Below are 19,335 nucleotides of genomic sequence, written 5' to 3' on the forward strand. Positions count from 1 at the left end.
GATCGCTCCGCTACCGAATCGGTCAAGATTGCGGAAAACGTCAACGCTGCTTAACCGGGCGGAACTTCGGTACGCACGACCCGTGCTGGGAAGGCCGGGCGGTCAGTTGGCGGACCAACACCGCGACGTGCGTCCGGTCGGCGGTTCCATTGTCTCTGGCAGCCCGGTGGTTCAGTCAGGGCGGCCGGGGGCCTGCGGCGCAGCAATGCACGCAGCCGCAACACCAACTCCCGCAGGGCAAACGGTTTGACCAGATCCGGTACCGCCGCGTCCGGCGCTGCATCCCGCAGGGCGGCCCAGTGCGCTGCAGCCGTCGTCGGCCACCACCACTGAGAAGTGGATCGCACGCTTCGTCTGGGCGGACGCTACCGTCTGGAACAGGCCCTGTGCCAAGGGGAGATGGAGGGGTTATGGCTGGCGCGTGACTGAGCGCATTGCCGGCGGCAGTCGAACACAGGAAAACGCACCGCATTCACCTCACCCGGCAAGATCACCCTTATGAGGTATCTGTCGGTCACGCCGCTACGAGTGATCGCGGGCAACTCTACGATCGGTCGCTCCAAGCAAGCGGTCGGGGGCGGTTCGGCATCAGCGCCGGGATGCTCACGACGCGGACTGGGGGCGCGCGCCGGTGGCCGACGACAGCATCGACAACCATCATGAAGCGGAAGTCATCGTCATCGGGGCCGGTCTCTCCGGCCTGGCCGCCGTGATCGCGCTGCGCCGGGCCGGCTTCGACGACGTTGTCGTGTTGGAGAAGTCCGTCCGCCTCGGCGGGACTTGGCGCGACAACACCTACCCCGGATGCGGCTGCGACGTACCGGCGGTGCTGTACGAGTACTCCTTCGCACCCCACGCGTGGAGCCGGGGCTTCGCCGACCGGTCCGAGATCCTCGACTACCTCGACACCACCGCGGCAACACACGGCGCGCACAAGGCGATCCGCTACGACACCGAGGTGCTGGGTGCCCGCTGGGAGCCGCAAGCGCACCGCTGGAACCTGCGGACCACCTCGGGCACGTACACCGCCCGCGCCGTGATCGTCGCCACCGGCCCCTGGCACCGGCCCCGCCGTCCCGACATCCCCGGCCTCGACACCTTTCCGGGCACCGCCTTCCACTCCGCCCGCTGGAACCACGAAGTCGACCTGACCGGACGGCGTGTGGCAGTGGTGGGCACCGGAGCGTCCACCGTCCAGTTCCTGCCCGAGATCCAGCCGCGGGCGGCGCATGTCGACGTCTTCCAAAGCACACCGCAGTGGGTACTTCCGAAACCCGACTACACCATCCCTCCGGGGCTCCACCGGTACTTCGAACACCACCCGGCAGCGCGCCGCGCACTACGCGGCCTGCACCACTGGACCCAGGAAGCCATCGGATTCCCCCTGCGCCACCCCCGCCTGCTGTGGCCCCTGGAGGCCGTGGCCCGTCTCTATCTGCGTGCGTCGGTACGGGATCGCGCTCTACGCCGGGCCCTTACTCCTGACTACCCCCTCGGCGGCCGCCGCCTGATCACCTCAGGCACCTACTACACCGCCCTCACCCGCAACAACGTACGGCTGCACCCGACCCGCGTGACCGCTGTGGAGGGCTCCGACGTCATCGGCGCCGACGGCACCCGCACCCGCGCCGACATCATCGTCCTCGCGACCGGGTATCACGTCGGTGACATCCCGCTGGCCCCCCAACTGCACGGCACCGACGGCACACTGGCTGAGGCCTGGGCCGACAACCGCCGTGCCTACCTGGGCACCAGCGTCAGCGGATATCCCAACCTCTTCCTGCTCATCGGCCCGAATCTCCTCACCGGCACCACGGCCGTCCCCACCGTCCTCGAAGCCCAACTCCGCTACATCACCGCGGCTCTCAACCACCTGCGCGCCGGCGGGGCGTCCGCTCTGGAGGTCAAGCCCGAGGTCGAAGCAGCCCACCAGCGGTCTCTGCGCGAGGCGCTGCCCAACACCGTCTACAACGCCGCCGGCAGCACCGGTTACTACTTCGGCCTCCCGGGCATCAACACCTTCTGCTGGCCCTGGTCGACGGCCAGGCTCGTCAAGCGCCTGCACGCCTTCGACCCGGACGTCTACACCTGGTCGTTGCCGCTGCCGGCCCAGGCTCAAGCCGACCGCGACGGTGTACCCGCCCACCCCTCGGACCGGCTCCGGTAGGCCCCGGTCACGCGCTCGATCCGGACCCTGTGCCCTGAACGCCCTCACCGCCGGCCTTCACGAGCCGTGTATCGCCCATGTACGGGGGATGTCTAGCCTGGCGCCCGGCGCTGACGTGCCGATGGAGTGGACGGGCCGATGGAGACGCCATGCACGGGATGATCACCGGCCAGCTGCGACGGCAGTCCGTACGGACCCTGACCCTGCTGCTCGGTGTGCTCGTGGCGGCGACCGGGTTCACTCTGCTGACCGGCTCCGTGGCGACGTCGCGGCTTCGGGTGGAGGCTTCGGCGGACGCCACCTTCCGGGCCGCGTACGACATTCTGGTGCGGCCCGCCGGGGCGCGGTCGGCGCGGGAGGCCTCGGCGGGCCAGGTGCGTCCCAACTTCCTGTCCGGGCAGTTCGGGGGGATCACCTCCGAGCAGTGGCGGCAGATCGCGGGGATGCGCGGGGTGGAGATCGCCGCGCCCGTCGCGATGCTCGGCCGTGTCCAGGCCCGTACTCATGCCCGGGGCGATGTGACCGGGCAGATCGATGCCGCCGCCGACCGTCAGGTGCTGCGGCCGCGCAACACCTGGCGGACCGACCGGGCGCTCAGCGTGGCCCAGGAGCCCGGCGCCACGTACGTCTATCTCACCGGAAACCCCGTCGTGCCGCCGGATGCCGGCAGCACCCGCCGGTATCCGGACTGGTCGCACCTCTACACGTACAAAGGGCGCGCTCTGACCGATGTCGGCCTCGCCATCACCGGGGGTGCGACGCCTGCGTTGAAGCGCCCCCGGACCCGGTGACCGGCGAGCCGCTGGACGACGTGAACATCCGCCACCAGGTCATCACGTTCCTCATCGCAGGGCACGAGACCACCAGCGGTGCCCTGTCGTTCGCCCTTCACTACCTGACCAAGCACCCCGAGGTCCTGGCCCGCGCCCAGGCCGAGGTGGACGCCCTGTGGGGCGACACGGACACGCCCGACCCGACTACGGGGACATCGGCAAGCTGACCTACATCCGCCAGGTGCTCAGTGAGAGCCTGCGGCTGTGGCCGACGGCACCCGCCTTCGCGGTGGAGCCGATCGAGGACACCGTCATCGGCGGCAAGTACACCGCGCGTGAGGGCGAGATGCTGATGGTGCTCACCCCGGCCCTGCACCGAGACCCCGCCTGGGGCGAGAACGTCGAGCTGTTCGACCCGGACCACTTCACACCCGAGCAGGAGGAGGCGCGTCCGGTCCACCTGTTCAAGCCGTTCGGCAACGGCGAACGCGCCTGCATCGGCCGCCAGTTCGCGCTGCACGAGGCCACACTGCTGCTCGGCCTGCTGGTGCCCGCTAGCGGCTGATCGACCACAGCAACTACGAGTTGAAGATCAAGCAGTCGTTGACCATCAAGCCCGACGAGTTCACCCTCAAGCTCGCCCGGCGCACCAGCGGCGAACGCCGTCTGCCCGCCGTCGCCGCGAACAGCGCCACCGCCGGCCGGGACAGGTCCGTGGTCCGACGCACCACCGGCACCGCACTGCCCCTCCTGCACGGCTCCAACCTCGGCACCTGCGCGGGTATCGCCCGCGATCTGGCGGCGGACGGCGACGAGCACGGCTTCGCCCCGTCCGTCGCCCCTCTCGACGACGCCGTGGGCCGGGTCACCGCCGACGCGGGACCGGTGGTGATCGTGGCCGCCTCCTACAACGGCAGGCCCACCGACGACGCCGCGGAGTTCGTGACCTGGCTGGAGGGACTGGAGCCCGGCTCACTCGACGGTGTCCAGTACGCCGTACTCGGCGTCGGCGACCGCAACTGGGCGGCCACCTACCAGCGCGTCCCCACGCTCGTCGACGAGCGTCTTGCCGCGGCCGGAGCCACGTCACTGCTGGAGCGCGGCACCGCCGACGCCTCCGGGGACTTCGCGGGCACGGTGGCGCTGGACGGGCGACCTGTGGACCGTCCTGCTGGAGCGGTACGGCGACTCGGCGGCGGGGGCGGTGGTGGCCGCCGAACCGGAGGGGGACCGGGGCCTGTACGAACGCGCGACTCCGCCTTCGCGAAGCCGTCGCCGACCGGACGCCGCCGCCCCTGTCAGGGCACGGTCAGCAGGTGGCCACGCCCGGCAGCCACTCGGGGCCCTTGATGTAGATGACCGTCACCCACGAGCCGTCGGTCAGCTTCGCCCAGGCGTCGTTGGTGTAGCCCTCGGCCGTCACCTGCTGGGCGTGCGCCTGGCACACCACGTTGACCGTGGTCGGCTGCGCGAAGTAGTCGACCACGCCCGCGTTGACGTTCGGCTCGCTGTGCGTGCGCACCCCGGTGCCCCAGGTCTGGAACGCCTTGCTGCCGCCGCTCGGGGGCGGGGTGCTGCTACCCCCGCAGTCCGGGATGCCGGGCAGCGAGGCCGGGCCCTTGATGTAGATGTTCGTCATCCACGAGCCGTCGGAGAGCTTGGACCAGATGTCGTTGGTGTAGCCCTCGGCGGTGACGGTCTCCGCGTGCTCCTGGCACTGGACCGACACCTGGGTCGGGCCGGCGAAGGTGTCCACGACGGAGGAGCGCGTGCTCGGCGTGGTGTGGGTGTGCACCCCCGTGCCCCAGGTCTCGAAGGTCGAACCGCCGTTCGCGGGCGGGGGAGTGGGCGTGCCGGACCCGCTGACCCGTATCGCGCCCGCGTAGTCGCCGCCGGTGCGCACGGGTGCGACCCGGATGTGGGTGCCCGACTCGTACGCCTCCGCCATCTGTCCGCCGCCCAGGTACATGGCGACGTGGTGGATGTGGCCGCTGCCCCAGAACATCAGGTCGCCCGGCAGCAGCGGGGCCGTGCCCTGTGAGGCGGAGAAGCGGGCGGAGGCCTGCGAGCTGTGGAACTGGTCGTCGGACGTGCCGTTGAGCAGGTCCTTGCCCGTCGCCTTCCAGTACGCGTAACGCATCAGACCGGAGCAGTCGAAGCCCTTGCGTTCGTTGTCGTGCAGGCTGTCCGGGTCGGAGCCGTCGTAGTAGCCGTAGGTGGCACCGGGCGTCGCGCCGTGGCCGCCGCCCCAGCTGTACCAGACGCCGATCTGCGAACAGGCCGCGTTCACGGCGGCCTGCGCGGTCGCCGAGGCACCCGGCGAGAGGACGCCGCAGGCGGTGTCCTGGGCGGCGGCGTGGGCCGGCGCCGAGAAGAAGGCGGTCAGGGCCAGGACCGAGGCCCCCAGGAGCCCGCCGCTGGTCCGGCGGCGCGCACTGCTGATCTTCACGGAAGTCTTCCTTCGTCGACGTGACGTCACCGGGCGGCCCGGCGACAGCGGTTGGAGACGGTACGTGCCACTCCCCACCCCCGTGGGGGAGCGGCCGGGGCACTAGTTGTCGAGCGCGGCGCGCATCTTGGCCAGGCCGCGCATGCGGTTGCGCTGGACCGTGCCGCGATGGGCGCCGAGCCTCTCGCCGGCCGTGTCGTGGCTGAGGCCCTCCAGATCCACGAGGATCACCGCCGCGGCCTCCTTCTCGGAGAGCACGCTCAGCAGCGCCAGCGTGGTCGAGGACGCCTCGTACGAGGCCAGTCCGCCGTCCCAGCCCGCCTCCGGCAGCCGGTCGGTGGTCTGCTCCCGGCGGGAGGGGTGCTGCCAGGAGTCGCGGAGCAGGTTGAGGGCGACGGTGCAGGCGTAGGCGTACGGGTGCTGCTGCCGCGTCAGGTTCTGGGCGCGGGCGCGCCGGGAGAGCCGTAGATACGTCTCCTGGAGCAGGTCGTCGGCGTCGTGCGGATTGCCCGTCAGCGCCAGCAGCCGACGGCGCAGCCGCGGCATGTCGGCGGTGAAGGAGGCGTCGAAGTCCCCCGCGCTCATCCGGTCGGCGTCCGTGCGCGACGGTGGCGGGCAGGCTGCGCTGCTGATCTCCAATGCTGTTCCCCCTCGGTCGTACGGTGTGGTCGTGCCGTGCCCGGGCCGGCGGCTGGTCAGGCCGTCGGGCCGGGTGGGGTGGCGGGTCCGTAGCGGGCGGCCGGGGCCTGGCGCAGCAGGGCCCAGTACCGGTCGCCGTAGGACCAGTGCCACCATTCGGTCGGGTAGTTGACGAAGCCGGTCGCGGTGAGGGCCCAGCTCATCAGGGCCCGATTCGCACGCGCCTCGGCGCTGATGCCGGGCGCCTCGGTGCGGCAGGCACCCTCGCTCTCCTCCGGGGTGGCGTTGACCTCGGTGCCGAGCGGCAACTCCTTGCCGTCCTGGTCGCAGAGTGTCAGGTCGACCGCCCCGCCGCTGACGTGCGGCGCCACCTCCGGCGGAGAGATGTAGGCGCTGGCCAGCTCACGGATCCGTTCGGGCGCCGCGTCCGGGTGGGCCAGGCGCATCGTCTGCGCGTACTGCTCGAAGTACCGCCGCTGCAGGTCCGGCGGGCGGTACCCCTCCACCACCAGGAACCGGACGCCGGCCGGCAGCAGGCGCTGCGCCCGGACGAGCCGGCGCAGCGCGCCGGACCGCAGCCGGGCGTAGCTGCCGTCGTCGTCGGCCTGCCGGTGGTCGAGCCGCAATTGGCCCGTGCAGCGCAGGTCGACCAGCGGTTCACCGCATTCGGCCGCCGCGACCGCGGCGACCCGGGGGTCCGAGAGCGTGATGATGTCCGTCACGCACACCAGAGTGGCGGGGACCGCTGCAAATGCTCTGCAGGTTCCCTGCAAGCGGCTCACCAGCACTTCTGCAGCCGGCCCGGGTCACTCGCCGGCGCCCGGCTCTCGTGCTTCGCGGCAGTCCGGTTCCTGGAAGACGGCTGTCGCTTCGGTGTGGGCTGCCAGGGCGGCGGTCTTGTCGCCGTAGGCTGCCCGGACGTGGGCCAGGTCCTGGAGTGTGCGGGCGTGCCAGGGGGTAGGTGCAGGGTCTTCCGTATGGCTGGTGCCTGCTCTGGCACTTCTGCGGCCGGCCCGGGTCACTCGCCGGCGCCCGGCTCTCGTGCTTCGCGGCAGTCCAGTTCCTGGAAGACGGCTGTCGCTTCGGTGTGGGCTGCCAGGGCGGCGCTCTTGTCGCCGTGGGCTGCCCGGACGTGGGCCAGGTCTCGGAGTGTGCGGGCGTGCCACAGGGGTAGGTGCAGGGACTCCCACATGGCCAGTGCCTGCTCCAGTGGCTCTCGGGCGGCGGTGGGATCGCCGGCCGCCAGGTGCCACTCGCCCAGGGTGCGCAGTACCAGCGCCTCGCCGAACCGGTCCTGGCGCTCCCGGGCCACCGCCAGGCAGCGGCCGAGCCGTACCCGAGCAACGTCCGGTCGGCCCTGCCGCAACTCCGTCTTCGCCAGGGACTGTTCGGTGTACATGATCCCGAACGTGTCCTGCAGGCCGGTGAAGATCCGCAGCGCCTCGTGCAGCAGACGCTCCGCCTGGGCCAGGGCGCCCTCGGCCCGGTGGCACAGGGCCAGCGACCGCAGGGTCAGTCCCTCGCCGTGCCGGTCGCCCGCCGCGCGGTACAGCTCCAGCGCCCCCGAAAGGGCGTCCAGCGCCTGTGCGCCGCGCCCCTGTTCCCGGTGCACATAGCCGATGCCGTACAGCACACGGGCACGCGCGCCGCGGTCCGCGGACTCCCCGTACCGCTCCAGCGCCGCGGCCAGCAGCTCGGACGCCTCGGCGTACCGGGCCTGTTCGCGTCGGGCCGTACCCATCCCGGCGAGCGCCAGCGCCGCGCCCCACGGCACGTCGCCACGTGCCTCGAACAGGCGCAGGGCGTCACCGAAGTAGGCATAGGACTCCTCGAACCGGTCCTGTTCGTAACGGAGTTGGCCAAGGCCGGTGAGCAGCCAGGCCTCGCCCTCGCCGTCCCCGCTGCGGCGCATGGCCGCGATGGCCGCGGCGTGCGAGCGGGACCAGGCGTCGAACTGGTTGTACAGCGCGGCCGAGCTGGCGATCAGCGCCCCGGCCAGGTCGCGGGCGGCGCGGTCCATCCCGTGGTCGGCGCAGTACTCCACCGCGGCCAGCAGACAGGCCTGTTCGGCGGCGAACCAGGCCGCGGGCCGCTCCAGCAACTCGTCCTCGGCCCGCGGGTCGAGAGCGTCGAGCGGCCGTACGGCAGCAGGTTCCGGGAAGTACCTGGCCGCTCCGCCCGGACCGCGGGCGGCCGCCTGCTTCGCCAGTCCCAGCCAGCACTCCACCAGCCGCAGCACGGCCGTCGTACGCTCCTCGGCGCTCTCCTCCGACAGACAGCGCTCACGGGCGTGCTCGCGGGCCAGATCGTGGATGCGATAGCGACTGCGCCCGGTGTCGTCGACGCCGATCACGTCGATGAAGTGGCAGTCCACCAGCCGCTCCACGGCCTCCTCGGCCTCCTCCGTGCCGATGTCGAGCAGCGGGGCGGCGATCCAGGCCGCGAAGTCGGGCAGGTCGAGCAGGGCCAGTCGGCGCAGTGCCCGCCGCTCCTGCGTGTCGAGGTCGGCGTAACCGAGTTCCAGGCTGGTGCGCAACTCCAGGTCTCCGGCGCGCAGTTCGTTGAGCCGGCGCCGTTCGTCCCGGAGCCGGTCGGCGAGCCGGCCGGGCACCCAGTGCGGGCGGGCGGCGAGCCGCGCCCCGGCGATGCGCACGGCCAGCGGCAGCCGCCCGCACAGCGAGACGATCTCGGCGGCCCGTTCCGGATCGGCGCCGGTGCGGTCCCGCCCGGCCACGCGGCGCAGCAGTTCGAGCGCCTCGGCCGGGTCCGGCACGGTCAGATCCAGGTGGGCGGCGCCCTCCAGCGCGACCAGCCGGCGGCGGCTGGTGACGAGGACGGCGGAGCCGGGGCCGGGCGGCAGCAGCGGCCGTACGTGGGCCTCGCCGGCAGCGTTGTCGAGGATCAGCAGGATGCGCCGGTGGCCGATGTGGGTGCGGTACAGCCCGGTCAGCTCCTCGACCGACGTCGGCAGCGTCTCCGGTTCGGCGCCCATGGCGCGCAGCAGTCGGGCGAGGGCGTCGGCGGGTTCCAGCGGGGTCGTGTCGGCGGCCCGCAGGTCCACGAACAGCCGCCCGTCCGGGAAGAGTTCGGCGGTGCGGTGGCCGACGTGCACGGCGAGTGCGGTCTTGCCCGTTCCGGACCGTCCGGAGATCACCCCGATCGGCGGCGCGGTACGGCCCGTGTCGTCGACCCCGCCCAGCAGCGAGGTGGCCCAGTCGATCTGCTCACGACGGCCCACGAAGTCGGCTATGTCCGGCGGGAGATGGGAGGGCGCGGGCCGCGTGCGCGGCACCGGCGTGCTCCGGCTCGCGCCCTCCCGCGCCCTGGGATGCCCGGCCGGTCCGTCCGTCGTGCTCCGGGGGTCGGGGCCCAGCAGTTCCGGGTCGTTGGTCAGCACCGCCTTGTGCAGCGCCCGCAGCTCCGGCCCGGGGTCGATGCCCAGCTCCTCGCGCAGCGCCTCACGGCCCTCCTGGTAGGTGCGCAGGGCGTCGGAGACCCGGCCGGTGCGCGCCAGCGCGGTGATCAGCTGGCCGCGCGGCCGCTCCCGGAGGGGATGCGCGGCGACATGTGCGAGCAGGGGAGCGATCGTCCGGTCGGCGCGGCCCAGTTCCAGCTGCAGCGCGAAGGACTCCTCCTGGCCGACGAGCCGCAGTTCCGCGAGTCGGGCCGCCTCGATGCGGGCGAACGACTGGCCGAGCCCCTCCAGAGCCTCCTGGCCACGCCACAGCCCCAGCGCCTCGGACAGCAGCTCTGCGGCCTCCTCGGGGCGTCCCCGCGCGGCCGAGGCCCGGCCCGACGCGAGCAGTTCCTCGAACCGGCGGGCGTCGACCCGGGAGGGGTCGAGGTCGGCCACATAGCCCGGCGGCCGGGTCCGGATCAGCTCCGCCTCGCAGACCCTGGCCAGGGCGCGGCGCACGGCCGACACATGGGTGGCGACCAGCGCGGCGGCGGTCGCGGGCGACTGCTCGTCCCAGACGCAGTCCACGAGCCGCTCGGTGGAGAGCACCTCGCCGAGGTGGACGACCAGCGCGGACAGGACCGCCAGGGGTCTGATGCCGCCGAGCGGGGCCCGTCTGCCTCCCGCCCACACCTCCACCGGACCGAGCAGACGCACTTCGAACATCGTTCCCCGATCGCCGTACCATCCGCCCCGCGGATCACGGCGAAAGATATCGGCGAACATGCCCACGACACGGCGACAGCCGGACCGTCGTGTCCGAATCCGGACGGTCCGGTGTACTCGTGTCGCCCACCCGCGACATCGCTGTTGGTAATGCCTGTTGCCCGTCGACCGGTCGGTCGCGTGCGGCTCTCCGCCCCCCTCACCACTTGGCTGGATTCCGTCCCCCGGGAGAACCGGGTCGCATACAGGGAAGACGGTTCGCCCGCCGCCCTCGTATGACCCCGACCGCGAGAAATAAACCTGCGATTCGAGAGGCATACGGACGGCCGTCCCGAGGCGTCAACGGCTCGAAAGAACAAGCAAGTTCGACCACGCCGGTTCGACCACTCCGGTTCGACCACGCCCCGGGAGCATGCCGATGAAGCGCACCGACGACCCACGCCGGACGGTGGTACCGAGGCAGCGCAGCATGCGACGCACCACCGCCACGGTGGGCGCGATCGCCGCGCTGGCCTCGCTCGTCCTGACCGCCTGCACGGCGGGCACCGACGCGCCCCAGGGCACCTCGCCGGCCGCGCGGGCCGAGGCCGCCGCACACGTCCGGGACCTCACCTACGCACAGGACCTGCGGATCTCCGACGCCGAGCAGAGCCTCATCACGACCTGCATGACGAAGCAGGGCTTCCGCTTCTGGTCGGAGCGGCCGCTGAACCTGGAGGAGAGCCGGCCGGTCGGCTACGTCCAGGACGACATCGACTGGGCGCGCACCCACGGCTACGGCAGCAGGATCATGGCGAAGGAGGACCGCGCCCGCCTGGGCAACCCCAACATCTCCTACCGCAAGTCCCTTTCCCGCTCGCGGCAGCGCGCCTACGACACCGCGATGGACGGCGGCCGGGACGCCGCCGTACTGAAGGCGCGGGTACCGTCCGGCGGCACCATCACCAAGCAGTCCGGCGGCTGCGCCGGCGCGGCCGAGAGGACGCTGTACGGCGACGCGGCGGCCTGGCTCCGGGCCGACGCCACCGTCAGCAACCTGCGGCCGCTGTACGTGGGCAAGCTGCTGCGCGACAAGGAGTTCAAGAGCGCGGTGGTCGCCTGGTCGCGCTGCATGAGCAAGGCCGGCCACCCCTTCCCCGACCCTGACGCGGCACGCCGGGCCACCCGCGACCACAGCGCGGAGCAGACCCGGGCCCAGGAGGCCAGGACCTTCGCGGACGAGACCCGGATCGCGGTCGCCGACGCCACCTGCGCCCGCTCCGTCTCGCTGCGCCAGGTCGGTGAGCGGCGCGAGGCCCACTACGTCGGCGAACTGGCCGGCACGTACGGCGACGCCCTCGACGCCCACCGGCGGATGCGGCAGCACGCCCTCGCCCGCGCCGAGCGGATCGTCCCCGCGCGGGCCTGATCCGGCCGGCGCCCGCCCCCTGATTTCCGTGACCCCGCGTCACGGACAGTTCCCCGCGACATCGCTCGCGGATCGTCACCACGCCCACGCCTCCCACGAGGCGGAAGCAGAACAGGAATCCCTCATGCGCAAACTGACCGTCTCCCTCGCCACCCTGGGCCTCGCGGCCCTCGGCCTCGCCATCCCGGCGACCGCTCACGCGGGCCCGGGCTGCAACGCCAACTGGAACTCGCACGGCCGCGACGGCAACGTCCGCGCCTGGGACGGCACCGACTGCGGCGGGACGCTCCTCGGCGTCACCCCCGGCAACGACCCCGAGTGGGGCGACGGCGACGGACCCTTCCAGGGCTCCGACGTGAACAGTGCCTCGTCGGTCATGAACAGCGGTTTCGTCGGCGGCAAGGACGTCGTGGCCTTCTACTGGCGCGGGCACTACGACGACACGTCGTACGGCTGCCTCAAGCCGGGCGAGAAGTACGTGGACGACCTCAGCCGGAACCGCTACACCAACAACGCGAACATGAACAACTCCATCGAGTCGCACGCCTGGGTGACCGCGAGCGCCTGCGCCCCGGGCTCCTTCATCAGCTGACACCAGGCTGCGGTCGACATCGGGGTGCGGCCACGGCCCGCCGGCATCGTGCCGGCGGGCCGTGCCGTCAGCGGCGCAGCTCGGTGTGGGCGGTCTCCGGCAGCCGCAGGTACACCAGCGAGGACAGCAGACACAGCGTGGCCACGTACCAGGGGAACAGGCCCGCCTGCCCCAACTCCTTGAACAGCGTGCCCACATAGGGAGCGGTGCCACCGAACAGCGCGACCGTCAGCGAGTACGGGAAGCCGATGCCGGCCGCGCGCACCCGAGGCGGGAACACCTCCGCGTTCACGGCCGCGCTGATCGAGGTGAAGCCGGTCAGCAGGACCATGCCCGCGCACTGGACGAGCAGCAGCACCGCGAACGAGTCGCGCAGCGCGTGCAGCAGCGGCACGCTCAACAGGGCGAAGCCCACTCCGAAGAAGAGGAGCAGCGGGCGACGGCCGTAGCGGTCCGAGAGCAGCCCGCCCAGCGGCTGGAGCAGGCCGAAGAAGGCAAGTGAGATCGTGCCCGCGAGCAGTGCGTCCGACGCGGCGACGCCCGCGTTGAGTTGGGCGTACGTCGGCAGATACGACGTCCAGGTGTAGTAGGCGATCGTGCCGCCCGCCGTGATCCCGCAGATGAGCAGCGACTCGCGCGGGTGGCGGCGCAGGGCCTCCAACAGGGCCGGGCGGGGCGCCTGTTGCTGCTCCTCGCTGCGGGTCTCCTGGGCGCCCTGCCGGATCCAGAAGCCGACCAGGCTCAGTACGGCCCCGAAGGCGAACGGAATCCGCCAGCCCCAGCCGTTCATGGAGCCCTCGCCCAGCGTGTCGACGAGCAGGGTCGCGATGCCGGACGCGACGAGCTGGCCGGCCGTCGTGGAGACGTACTGGAAACTGGAGAAGAGACCGCGCCGGCCCGGTCCCGCCGACTCGACCAGAAAGGTCGTCGAGGCCGCGAACTCCCCGCCCACGGACAGGCCTTGGAGCAGACGGGCCAGCACCAGGACCACCGGAGCCAGCACGCCGACCGCCGCGTACGTCGGTGTCAGGCCGACCAGCAGACTGCTGCCGCCCATCAGCAGGATGGTGACCGTCAGCGCCGCCCGCCTGCCGTGCCGGTCCGCGATCGCGCCCATCAGCAGCCCGCCGACCGGGCGCATGAAGAAGCCCACCGCGAACACCGCGAACGTCGACAGAAGCGGTACCAGCGAGTTGTCCGCGCCCTTGGGGAAGACCGCGGCGGCGATGTAGGTGGCCAGGAACGTGTAGGCGTACCAGTCGTACCACTCCACCGCATTGCCCACCGAGGCGGCGAAGAGTTGTCGTACGGGCCGCTTCGTCGACGAGGCGGGTGTCTGCGTCTCTGTCATGATCGCGACCCTCCCCGCGGGGCCGGGGAGGCACACCTCACGGCCGTGGTGGCACACCTCTCGTACCGACGACTTTCACATGGGCGCCACCGGACCCTTCCCTGACGTTTGTTGCTCTTGGAACACTCGCACCGCGCGCAATCCGTCACGTTCCGGCCATCCGTCCTCAGGATGAGAGGCACTCACCCATGTCCGAAGTAAACCGGCGCCGATTCCTGCAACTCGCGGGCGCGACCACCGCGTTCACGGCCCTGTCCAACAGCATCGAGCGCGCCGCCGCGCTGCCCGCGAACCACCGCACCGGGTCGATCAAGGACGTCGAGCACATCGTCGTCCTGATGCAGGAGAACCGTTCTTTCGACCACTACTTCGGTTCGCTCAGAGGCGTCCGCGGCTTCGGTGACCCGCGCCCGGTGACCTGGCCGAACGGCACCTCCGTCTGGCACCAGAAGGACGCGAGCGGCAAGGAGATCCTGCCTTTCCACCCTGACGCGGACGACCTGGGCCTGGCCTTCATCCAGGACCTCCCGCACGGCTGGAACGACGGACATGACGCCTTCAACGGGGGCAAGTACGACAAGTGGGTCCCCTCCAAGGGCTCCACGACGATGGCGTACCTGAACCGCGACGACATCCCCTTCCACTACGCGCTCGCCGACTCCTTCACCATCTGTGACGCGTACCACTGCTCGTTCATCGGCTCCACCGACCCGAACCGCTACTACATGTGGACCGGGTACACGGGCAATGACGGACAGGGCGGCGGCCCGGTCCTCGGCAACGACGAGGCGGGCTACGGCTGGACCACCTACCCCGAGCGCCTGGAGAAGGCCGGCGTCTCCTGGAAGATCTACCAGGACGTCGGCGACGGGCTCGACGCGAACGGCAGCTGGGGCTGGATCCCGGACGCCTACCGCGGCAACTACGGCGACAACTCGCTTCTCTACTTCAACCAGTACCGCAACGCGAAGCCCGGCGACCCGCTGTACGACAAGGCCCGCACCGGCACCGACGCCCGCAAGGGCGAGGGCTTCTTCGACCAGCTCAAGGCCGATGTGAAGGGCGGCAAGCTGCCGCAGATCTCCTGGATCGTCGCCCCCGAGGCCTTCACCGAGCACCCCAACTGGCCCGCGAACTACGGCGCCTGGTACGTCGCTCAGGTCCTCGACGCCCTCACCTCCGACCCGAAGGAGTGGGCGAAGACGGCCCTGTTCATCACCTACGACGAGAACGACGGCTTCTTCGACCACCAGATCCCTCCGTACCCGCCGGGCTCCGCCGCGCAGGGCAAGTCCACCGTCGACGTCGGCCCCGACCTGTTCAAGGGCAGCAGCTCCCACCCGGCCGGCCCCTACGGACTGGGCCAGCGCGTGCCGATGATCGTCGTCTCGCCCTGGAGCAAGGGCGGATACGTCTGCTCCGAGACGCTCGACCACACCTCCATCATCCGGTTCATGGAGACCCGCTTCGGCGTGCACGAGCCCAACATCTCGCCCTGGCGGCGCGCCATCTGCGGGGACCTGACCGCGGCCTTCGACTTCTCCCACAAGGACACCAAGCCGGTCGCCCTGCCCGACACCGACGCCTACCGGCCGCCGGACAAGGACCGCCACCCCGACTACGTGCCGACCCCGCCTGCCAAGGGTGCGCTGCCCAGGCAGGAGCGCGGTCTGCGCCCGGCGCGTCCCCTCAAGTACGCCCCGCACGTGGACGGCTCGGTGGACACCGCCTCCGGGAAGTTCACGCTGACCTTCGCCTCGGGCGCGAAGGCGGGCGCCGCCTTCCTGGTGACCTCCGGCAACCGCACCGACGGTCCCTGGAGCTACACCACCGAGGCCGGCAAGACCGTCTCGGACGCCTGGAACTCGGCGTACTCGAACGGCTCGTACGACCTGACCGTGCACGGCCCGAACGGCTTCCTGCGCACCTTCAAGGGCCCGAACAGGACGGCCGGGCCCGAGGTCACCGCCCGCCACAGCGGCGAGCACGTCGAGCTGACCTTCACCAACAAGGGCTCCGGCACGGTGCGTCTGAAGCTGGCCGGCGGATACGGGTGCCACCCGCGGACCTTCACGGTCCGGCCCGGTGCCACCGTCAGGCACACGGCCGACCTCGCGGCGAGCGGGCGCTGGTACGACCTGACGGTCACCTCCGAGGCGGATGCGGCGTTCCTGCGGCGATTCGCCGGACATGTCGAGAACGGGCGGCCCGGCGTGAGCGACCCGGCGATCATCACGCGGTGAACTGCCGGGTAAAAGCTGAAGAATGGTGCCTCGCGGGGGCTGGCGAGGTGATGGTGGGACCGGGGTAATGTGCCCCGGTGACCACGCATTCGAACACTCCTGCAGGCTGGTACCCGGATCCGCACGGAGCGCCTCAGACCCTCCGTTACTGGGACGGCGCTCAGTGGACCCAGCACACGAACACGGACCAGCAGCAGGCGCAGGCTGCCCAGCAGCAGGCATCGCACCAGGCACCGCAGCACGTGCCGCAGCAGGCCGCGGGTCCGGATCCGCGCGTGCAGCGGCAGGTGCAGCAGCAGGCCGGGGTCGCCGCCGGCGGCCCCGGCGGCGGCAGCCTGTTCACCGAGCCGGTCCTGGTGGTCAACCAGAAGGCCAAGCTGATCGAGGTGACCAACGAGTACACGGTCATGGATCAGAACGGCAACCAGATCGGCTCGGTCACCGAGGTCGGGCAGAGCGCGCTGAAGAAGGCGGCGCGCCTTCTCACCAGCCTCGACCAGTTCATGACCCACCGGCTGGAGATCCGCGACGCCCACGGTCAGCCGCAGCTGCTGCTGACCCGGCCCGCGAAGATCCTCAAGTCGAGGGTCGTGGTGTCGCGTCCCGACGGTTCGCAGGTCGGCGAGATCGTCCAGCAGAACATGATCGGGAAGATCAACTTCGCGATGAACGCGAACGGCCAGAAGGTCGGCGCGATCAAGGCGGAGAACTGGCGGGCCTGGAACTTCGCGATCGTCGACCACGCGGACAACGAGGTCGCCCGGATCACCAAGACCTGGGAAGGCCTCGCCAAAACGATGTTCACGACCGCGGACAACTACGTCCTGCAGATCCACTACCAGCTGCCCGAGCCGCTGCTGAGCCTCGTCGTCGCCACCGCCCTGACTGTCGACACGGCGCTCAAGCAGGACTCGCGCGGCCTCGGCTAGCGGAGGCCGGTGCGGCGGGTCACAGCGGCGTGAGATGACCCGGCTCGGCGGACGGCTGGGGCACCAACGCCGGTTCGGGCGTGGCCGTTTCCGGCCTCAGGGCCAGCACCGCGGCCACCGGGTGCTCCTCGTCGGCCGGAGCCAGGTCCGCAGCGGGCGCCACCCGGGTCAGCAGGACGACACCCCACGAGGCGAGCGCCGCGCCCGCGAGGGCCAGAAGCACACCCGTGGCGCCGCCGCGCAGTCCCTGCCCGAGCAGCGTGAGCCCGATGACCGAGGCCGCCACCGGGTTGGACAGGGTCACCACCGCGAGCGGGGCGCCCAGTCCGCCGCGGTACGCCATCTGGGACAGCAGCAGTCCGCCCACGGCGAAGGCCGCCACCAGCACCGCCACCAGGACGACTTGCGGGCTCAGTGCGGACCCCGAACGGTCCGTCGCGGACACCGTCACGGTCTGCGTGAGCGCGGACGCCACTCCCGAGGCGAACCCGGACGCCGTGGCGTGCCGGAGGCCGGGCCGGGCCCCGGGCCGGGCCAGCATCCCGATCAGCGCGGCCGTGGTTCCCGCGACCGCCACCGCCTCGGTCAGGCTCAGCACCTGCCGGGGCGCCGACCCGGACGCGGTCACCAGCAGTGCGGCCAGCCCGGCAAGCGTCAGGGCCGTACCCCGCCACTCGGTCGCGCTGACCCGCCGCCCGGCCGCCCGCGCCCCCATCGGCACCGCGGCGACCAGGGTGAGCGCCCCCAGCGGCTGTACGACGGTGAGCGGGCCGTACTTGAGGGCGACGACGTGCAGCAGGGCCGCCCCGGCGTTGAGCCCGACCGACGCCCACCAGGCGCCCGAAGCCAGCAGCCGCAGCATGCCGGTGTCGCCGCTGCGGGCGGCGAGCCGCTCCTGGGCGACCGCCGCGGCCGCGTAGGCGACGGCGGAGACCAGCGAGAGGGCGACGGCGACGAGGGTGGCGGTCATCGGCCCGCTCCGACCAGGACGTGCTCCTCGGCCGGACCTTCGGCCGGACGACCTTGGGCCGGTACGAGCTTGTCGGCGCCGCGTCCGGCGGTGCTGACGGTCCGTTGCGGCCGGTGGATCAGCGCGAGCGCGATGCCGAGCATGGCGGTCGCGGCGATCGCGTCGAGCCAGTAGTGGTTCGCCGTCCCCACGATGACCAGCAGCGTCACCAGCGGATGCAGCAGCCACAGCCAGCGCAGACGCGACCGGGTCGCGGCGATCAGGCCGATCGCCACCATCAGGGCCCAGCCGAAGTGCAGTGACGGCATCGCCGCGAACTGGTTCGAGAGATGGTCCGAGGACGGCGGGCCGTACACCGAGGGGCCGTACACATGCGCGGTGTCGACGAGGCCGGTGGCGGCCAGCATCCGCGGGGGCGCGAGCGGGAGGACGAAGGGCAGCACCAGGGCTGCCGAGGTGACCGTGGCCAGGACCCGGCGGGCCCACACGTAGTGCGCCGGGCGCCGCAGGTACAGCCAGACCAGGAAGGCCACGGTGGCGGGGAAGTGGACGGTCGCGTAGTAGGTGTTCGCGATGTGCACCAGCGTGTCGCTGTGCAGGAGGAGGGACTGCACCGACCCCTCGCCCGGCAGACGGAGTGTCCGCTCCAGGTCCCACACGCGATGGGCGTTGTGGAGGGCCTCGCCGGTGTGCCCGGTCGCCAGCTGCCGACCGAACTTGTAGACGAGGAAGAGCCCTGCGACGAGCAGGAACTCACGGACGAGCGGAGGCCGCGCTATCGCGTCGGTCTCACCCTCTGCAGGCTCGGTGCGGGCATTCATCCCCCGGCCCCTTCGCTGACGTGGTGCTTGTGGCGGTACGAGTCGAGACCCCCGGCGTGCCGGGAACTCATCGGTACGCGTCCGTCCCGAAACGAAAGCGTTCCGATACGGCAGTGTACCGATACGTTGGCGTTCCGGTACACTGGCGTATCGATTGAGGTACGACACACTGGATTCAGGGAATAGAGCGGGACTCGAGTGAAGGGGAAGAGCAGATGACGTCGCAGGCCGCGGACGGACCGGAGACGGTCGCCGCCTCGCGCCGCTCCAAGATCACGCCCGAGCGTGAGCGGGAGTTCTTCGACGCCGTGCTCGAACAGATCCGGGAGTGCGGGTACGACGCCGTCACCATGGAGGGGATCGCCTCCAGCACCCGCTGCAGCAAGTCGACCCTCTACCGGCAGTGGAAGACGAAGCCCCAGTTCGTCGTGGCCGCCCTGCGCTCCCGTCGCAAGGCCCGCTTCGGCGACATCGACACCGGGTCGCTCGCGGACGACCTGCGCGAGGCCGCGCGGGCCGTGGGCCGCTGGTCACTGAACGACACCAAGCTGCTGCAGGCGCTCGGACACGCGGTCACCCAGGACGCGGAGCTGGCCAAGGCGCTGCGCGAGGCGCTCGTGGAGCCGGAGATCGCCGCGCTGAAGGAGATCCTGCGGCGCGGGGTGGAGCGCGGCGAGATCGCCGGCGACCATCCGGCGCTCGAGTACATCCCGGCCCAGATGTTCGGCGTCGTGCGCGCCCGGCCCGTCGTGGACGGGGAGTACGCCGACCCCGCATACCTGGTCCGTTTCGTGGAGGCCGCCGTGCTGCCGGCACTGGGCCTCACCTGAGACTCGGGCCGCCGTCCGCGGGATGACTGGACGGTGACCT

The 19,335-nt window shown here is 71.4% G+C and carries 14 protein-coding genes and 1 pseudogene; 8 read left to right on the top strand and 7 right to left on the bottom strand.

Going from position 1 to position 19,335, the window contains the following annotated elements; all coding sequences use genetic code 11:
* The first annotated feature begins 631 nt into the window (after window positions 1-631).
* The 3 genes and pseudogenes from OG870_RS38720 to OG870_RS38730 form a co-directional block, all read left to right on the top strand.
* The gene (locus tag OG870_RS38720; protein WP_266591562.1) at window positions 632-2,167 is read left to right on the top strand and encodes a flavin-containing monooxygenase; all 1,536 of its coding nucleotides are present in this window, start codon (window positions 632-634) and stop codon (window positions 2,165-2,167) included.
* Window positions 2,168-2,316: 149 nt separating this feature from the next.
* Entirely contained in the window at window positions 2,317-2,958 is a 642-nt protein-coding gene (locus tag OG870_RS38725; RefSeq protein WP_266591564.1) for a hypothetical protein, read from the top strand.
* Window positions 2,949-4,174: pseudogene (locus OG870_RS38730) on the top strand (cytochrome P450); the annotation flags it as partial. The gene OG870_RS38725 and the pseudogene OG870_RS38730, both read left to right, overlap by 10 nt.
* A gap of 75 nt (window positions 4,175-4,249) precedes the next feature.
* Here the strand turns inward: OG870_RS38730 and OG870_RS38735 are convergent.
* From OG870_RS38735 to OG870_RS38750, 4 genes are all read right to left on the bottom strand, one after another.
* Window positions 4,250-5,389 carry a C40 family peptidase gene (locus tag OG870_RS38735; protein WP_266525722.1) on the bottom strand — a complete coding sequence of 380 codons (1,140 nt, stop codon included), beginning with the start codon at window positions 5,387-5,389 and terminating at the stop codon, window positions 4,250-4,252.
* Between the two features lie 102 nt (window positions 5,390-5,491).
* The gene (locus OG870_RS38740; RefSeq protein ID WP_266525914.1) at window positions 5,492-5,974 is read right to left on the bottom strand and encodes an RNA polymerase sigma factor; all 483 of its coding nucleotides are present in this window, start codon (window positions 5,972-5,974) and stop codon (window positions 5,492-5,494) included.
* A gap of 110 nt (window positions 5,975-6,084) precedes the next feature.
* Entirely contained in the window at window positions 6,085-6,750 is a 666-nt protein-coding gene (locus OG870_RS38745) for a M15 family metallopeptidase (RefSeq protein WP_266525724.1), read from the bottom strand.
* Window positions 6,751-7,046: 296 nt separating this feature from the next.
* Complete coding sequence (locus OG870_RS38750; RefSeq protein WP_266843182.1) at window positions 7,047-10,151, bottom strand: AfsR/SARP family transcriptional regulator; 3,105 nt, start codon at window positions 10,149-10,151, stop codon at window positions 7,047-7,049.
* A 469-nt stretch (window positions 10,152-10,620) separates the two neighbouring features.
* On the opposite strand from OG870_RS38750, the gene OG870_RS38755 reads away from it, so the two are divergent.
* Window positions 10,621-11,559: a hypothetical protein gene (locus tag OG870_RS38755; RefSeq protein WP_266591568.1), complete on the top strand. Its 939-nt coding sequence runs from the start codon at window positions 10,621-10,623 to the stop codon at window positions 11,557-11,559.
* A gap of 124 nt (window positions 11,560-11,683) precedes the next feature.
* The gene (locus OG870_RS38760; RefSeq protein WP_266525734.1) at window positions 11,684-12,151 is read left to right on the top strand and encodes a hypothetical protein; all 468 of its coding nucleotides are present in this window, start codon (window positions 11,684-11,686) and stop codon (window positions 12,149-12,151) included.
* Window positions 12,152-12,218: 67 nt separating this feature from the next.
* On the opposite strand, the gene OG870_RS38765 is transcribed toward OG870_RS38760, so the two are convergent.
* Window positions 12,219-13,502: an MFS transporter gene (locus OG870_RS38765; RefSeq protein ID WP_266591570.1), complete on the bottom strand. Its 1,284-nt coding sequence runs from the start codon at window positions 13,500-13,502 to the stop codon at window positions 12,219-12,221.
* A gap of 188 nt (window positions 13,503-13,690) precedes the next feature.
* Here OG870_RS38765 and OG870_RS38770 point away from each other — a divergent pair, with 188 nt between their 5' ends.
* Both OG870_RS38770 and OG870_RS38775 read left to right on the top strand, forming a co-directional pair.
* Complete coding sequence (locus tag OG870_RS38770; RefSeq protein WP_266591572.1) at window positions 13,691-15,745, top strand: phosphocholine-specific phospholipase C; 2,055 nt, start codon at window positions 13,691-13,693, stop codon at window positions 15,743-15,745.
* Window positions 15,746-15,822: 77 nt separating this feature from the next.
* Window positions 15,823-16,674, top strand: coding sequence for a phospholipid scramblase-related protein (locus tag OG870_RS38775; RefSeq protein ID WP_266591574.1), 852 nt, complete (start codon window positions 15,823-15,825; stop codon window positions 16,672-16,674).
* Window positions 16,675-16,693: 19 nt separating this feature from the next.
* Here OG870_RS38775 and OG870_RS38780 read toward each other — a convergent pair whose 3' ends face one another.
* Together OG870_RS38780 and OG870_RS38785 are read right to left on the bottom strand one after the other, a co-directional pair.
* Complete coding sequence (locus OG870_RS38780) at window positions 16,694-17,644, bottom strand: hypothetical protein (RefSeq protein WP_266591576.1); 951 nt, start codon at window positions 17,642-17,644, stop codon at window positions 16,694-16,696.
* Window positions 17,641-18,465 (bottom strand): phosphatase PAP2 family protein, encoded by an 825-nt coding sequence (locus OG870_RS38785; protein ID WP_266591578.1) that lies wholly within the window; start codon window positions 18,463-18,465, stop codon window positions 17,641-17,643. Before OG870_RS38785 ends, OG870_RS38780 begins: the two co-directional genes overlap by 4 nt.
* Window positions 18,466-18,680: 215 nt before the next feature.
* Here OG870_RS38785 and OG870_RS38790 point away from each other — a divergent pair, with 215 nt between their 5' ends.
* Entirely contained in the window at window positions 18,681-19,295 is a 615-nt protein-coding gene (locus OG870_RS38790; protein WP_266591580.1) for a TetR/AcrR family transcriptional regulator, read from the top strand.
* The last annotated feature ends 40 nt before the right edge of the window (window positions 19,296-19,335 follow it).

This window comes from Streptomyces sp. NBC_00461 (assembly GCF_036013935.1).
In the GTDB taxonomy this organism is placed as follows: domain Bacteria; phylum Actinomycetota; class Actinomycetes; order Streptomycetales; family Streptomycetaceae; genus Streptomyces.

What these genes read in the sequence shown, in the direction of transcription:
- OG870_RS38725 (WP_266591564.1), top strand. Translation starts at nt 2,317, where the DNA reads ATGCACGGGATGATCACCGGCCAGCTGCGACGGCAGTCCGTACGGACC.
- OG870_RS38740 (WP_266525914.1), bottom strand. Translation starts at nt 5,974, where the DNA reads ATGAGCGCGGGGGACTTCGACGCCTCCTTCACCGCCGACATGCCGCGG.
- OG870_RS38750 (WP_266843182.1), bottom strand. Translation starts at nt 10,151, where the DNA reads ATGTTCGAAGTGCGTCTGCTCGGTCCGGTGGAGGTGTGGGCGGGAGGC.
- OG870_RS38755 (WP_266591568.1), top strand. Translation starts at nt 10,621, where the DNA reads ATGCGACGCACCACCGCCACGGTGGGCGCGATCGCCGCGCTGGCCTCG.
- OG870_RS38760 (WP_266525734.1), top strand. Translation starts at nt 11,684, where the DNA reads ATGCGCAAACTGACCGTCTCCCTCGCCACCCTGGGCCTCGCGGCCCTC.
- OG870_RS38765 (WP_266591570.1), bottom strand. Translation starts at nt 13,502, where the DNA reads ATGACAGAGACGCAGACACCCGCCTCGTCGACGAAGCGGCCCGTACGA.
- OG870_RS38770 (WP_266591572.1), top strand. Translation starts at nt 13,691, where the DNA reads ATGTCCGAAGTAAACCGGCGCCGATTCCTGCAACTCGCGGGCGCGACC.
- OG870_RS38780 (WP_266591576.1), bottom strand. Translation starts at nt 17,644, where the DNA reads ATGACCGCCACCCTCGTCGCCGTCGCCCTCTCGCTGGTCTCCGCCGTC.
- OG870_RS38785 (WP_266591578.1), bottom strand. Translation starts at nt 18,465, where the DNA reads ATGAATGCCCGCACCGAGCCTGCAGAGGGTGAGACCGACGCGATAGCG.
- OG870_RS38790 (WP_266591580.1), top strand. Translation starts at nt 18,681, where the DNA reads ATGACGTCGCAGGCCGCGGACGGACCGGAGACGGTCGCCGCCTCGCGC.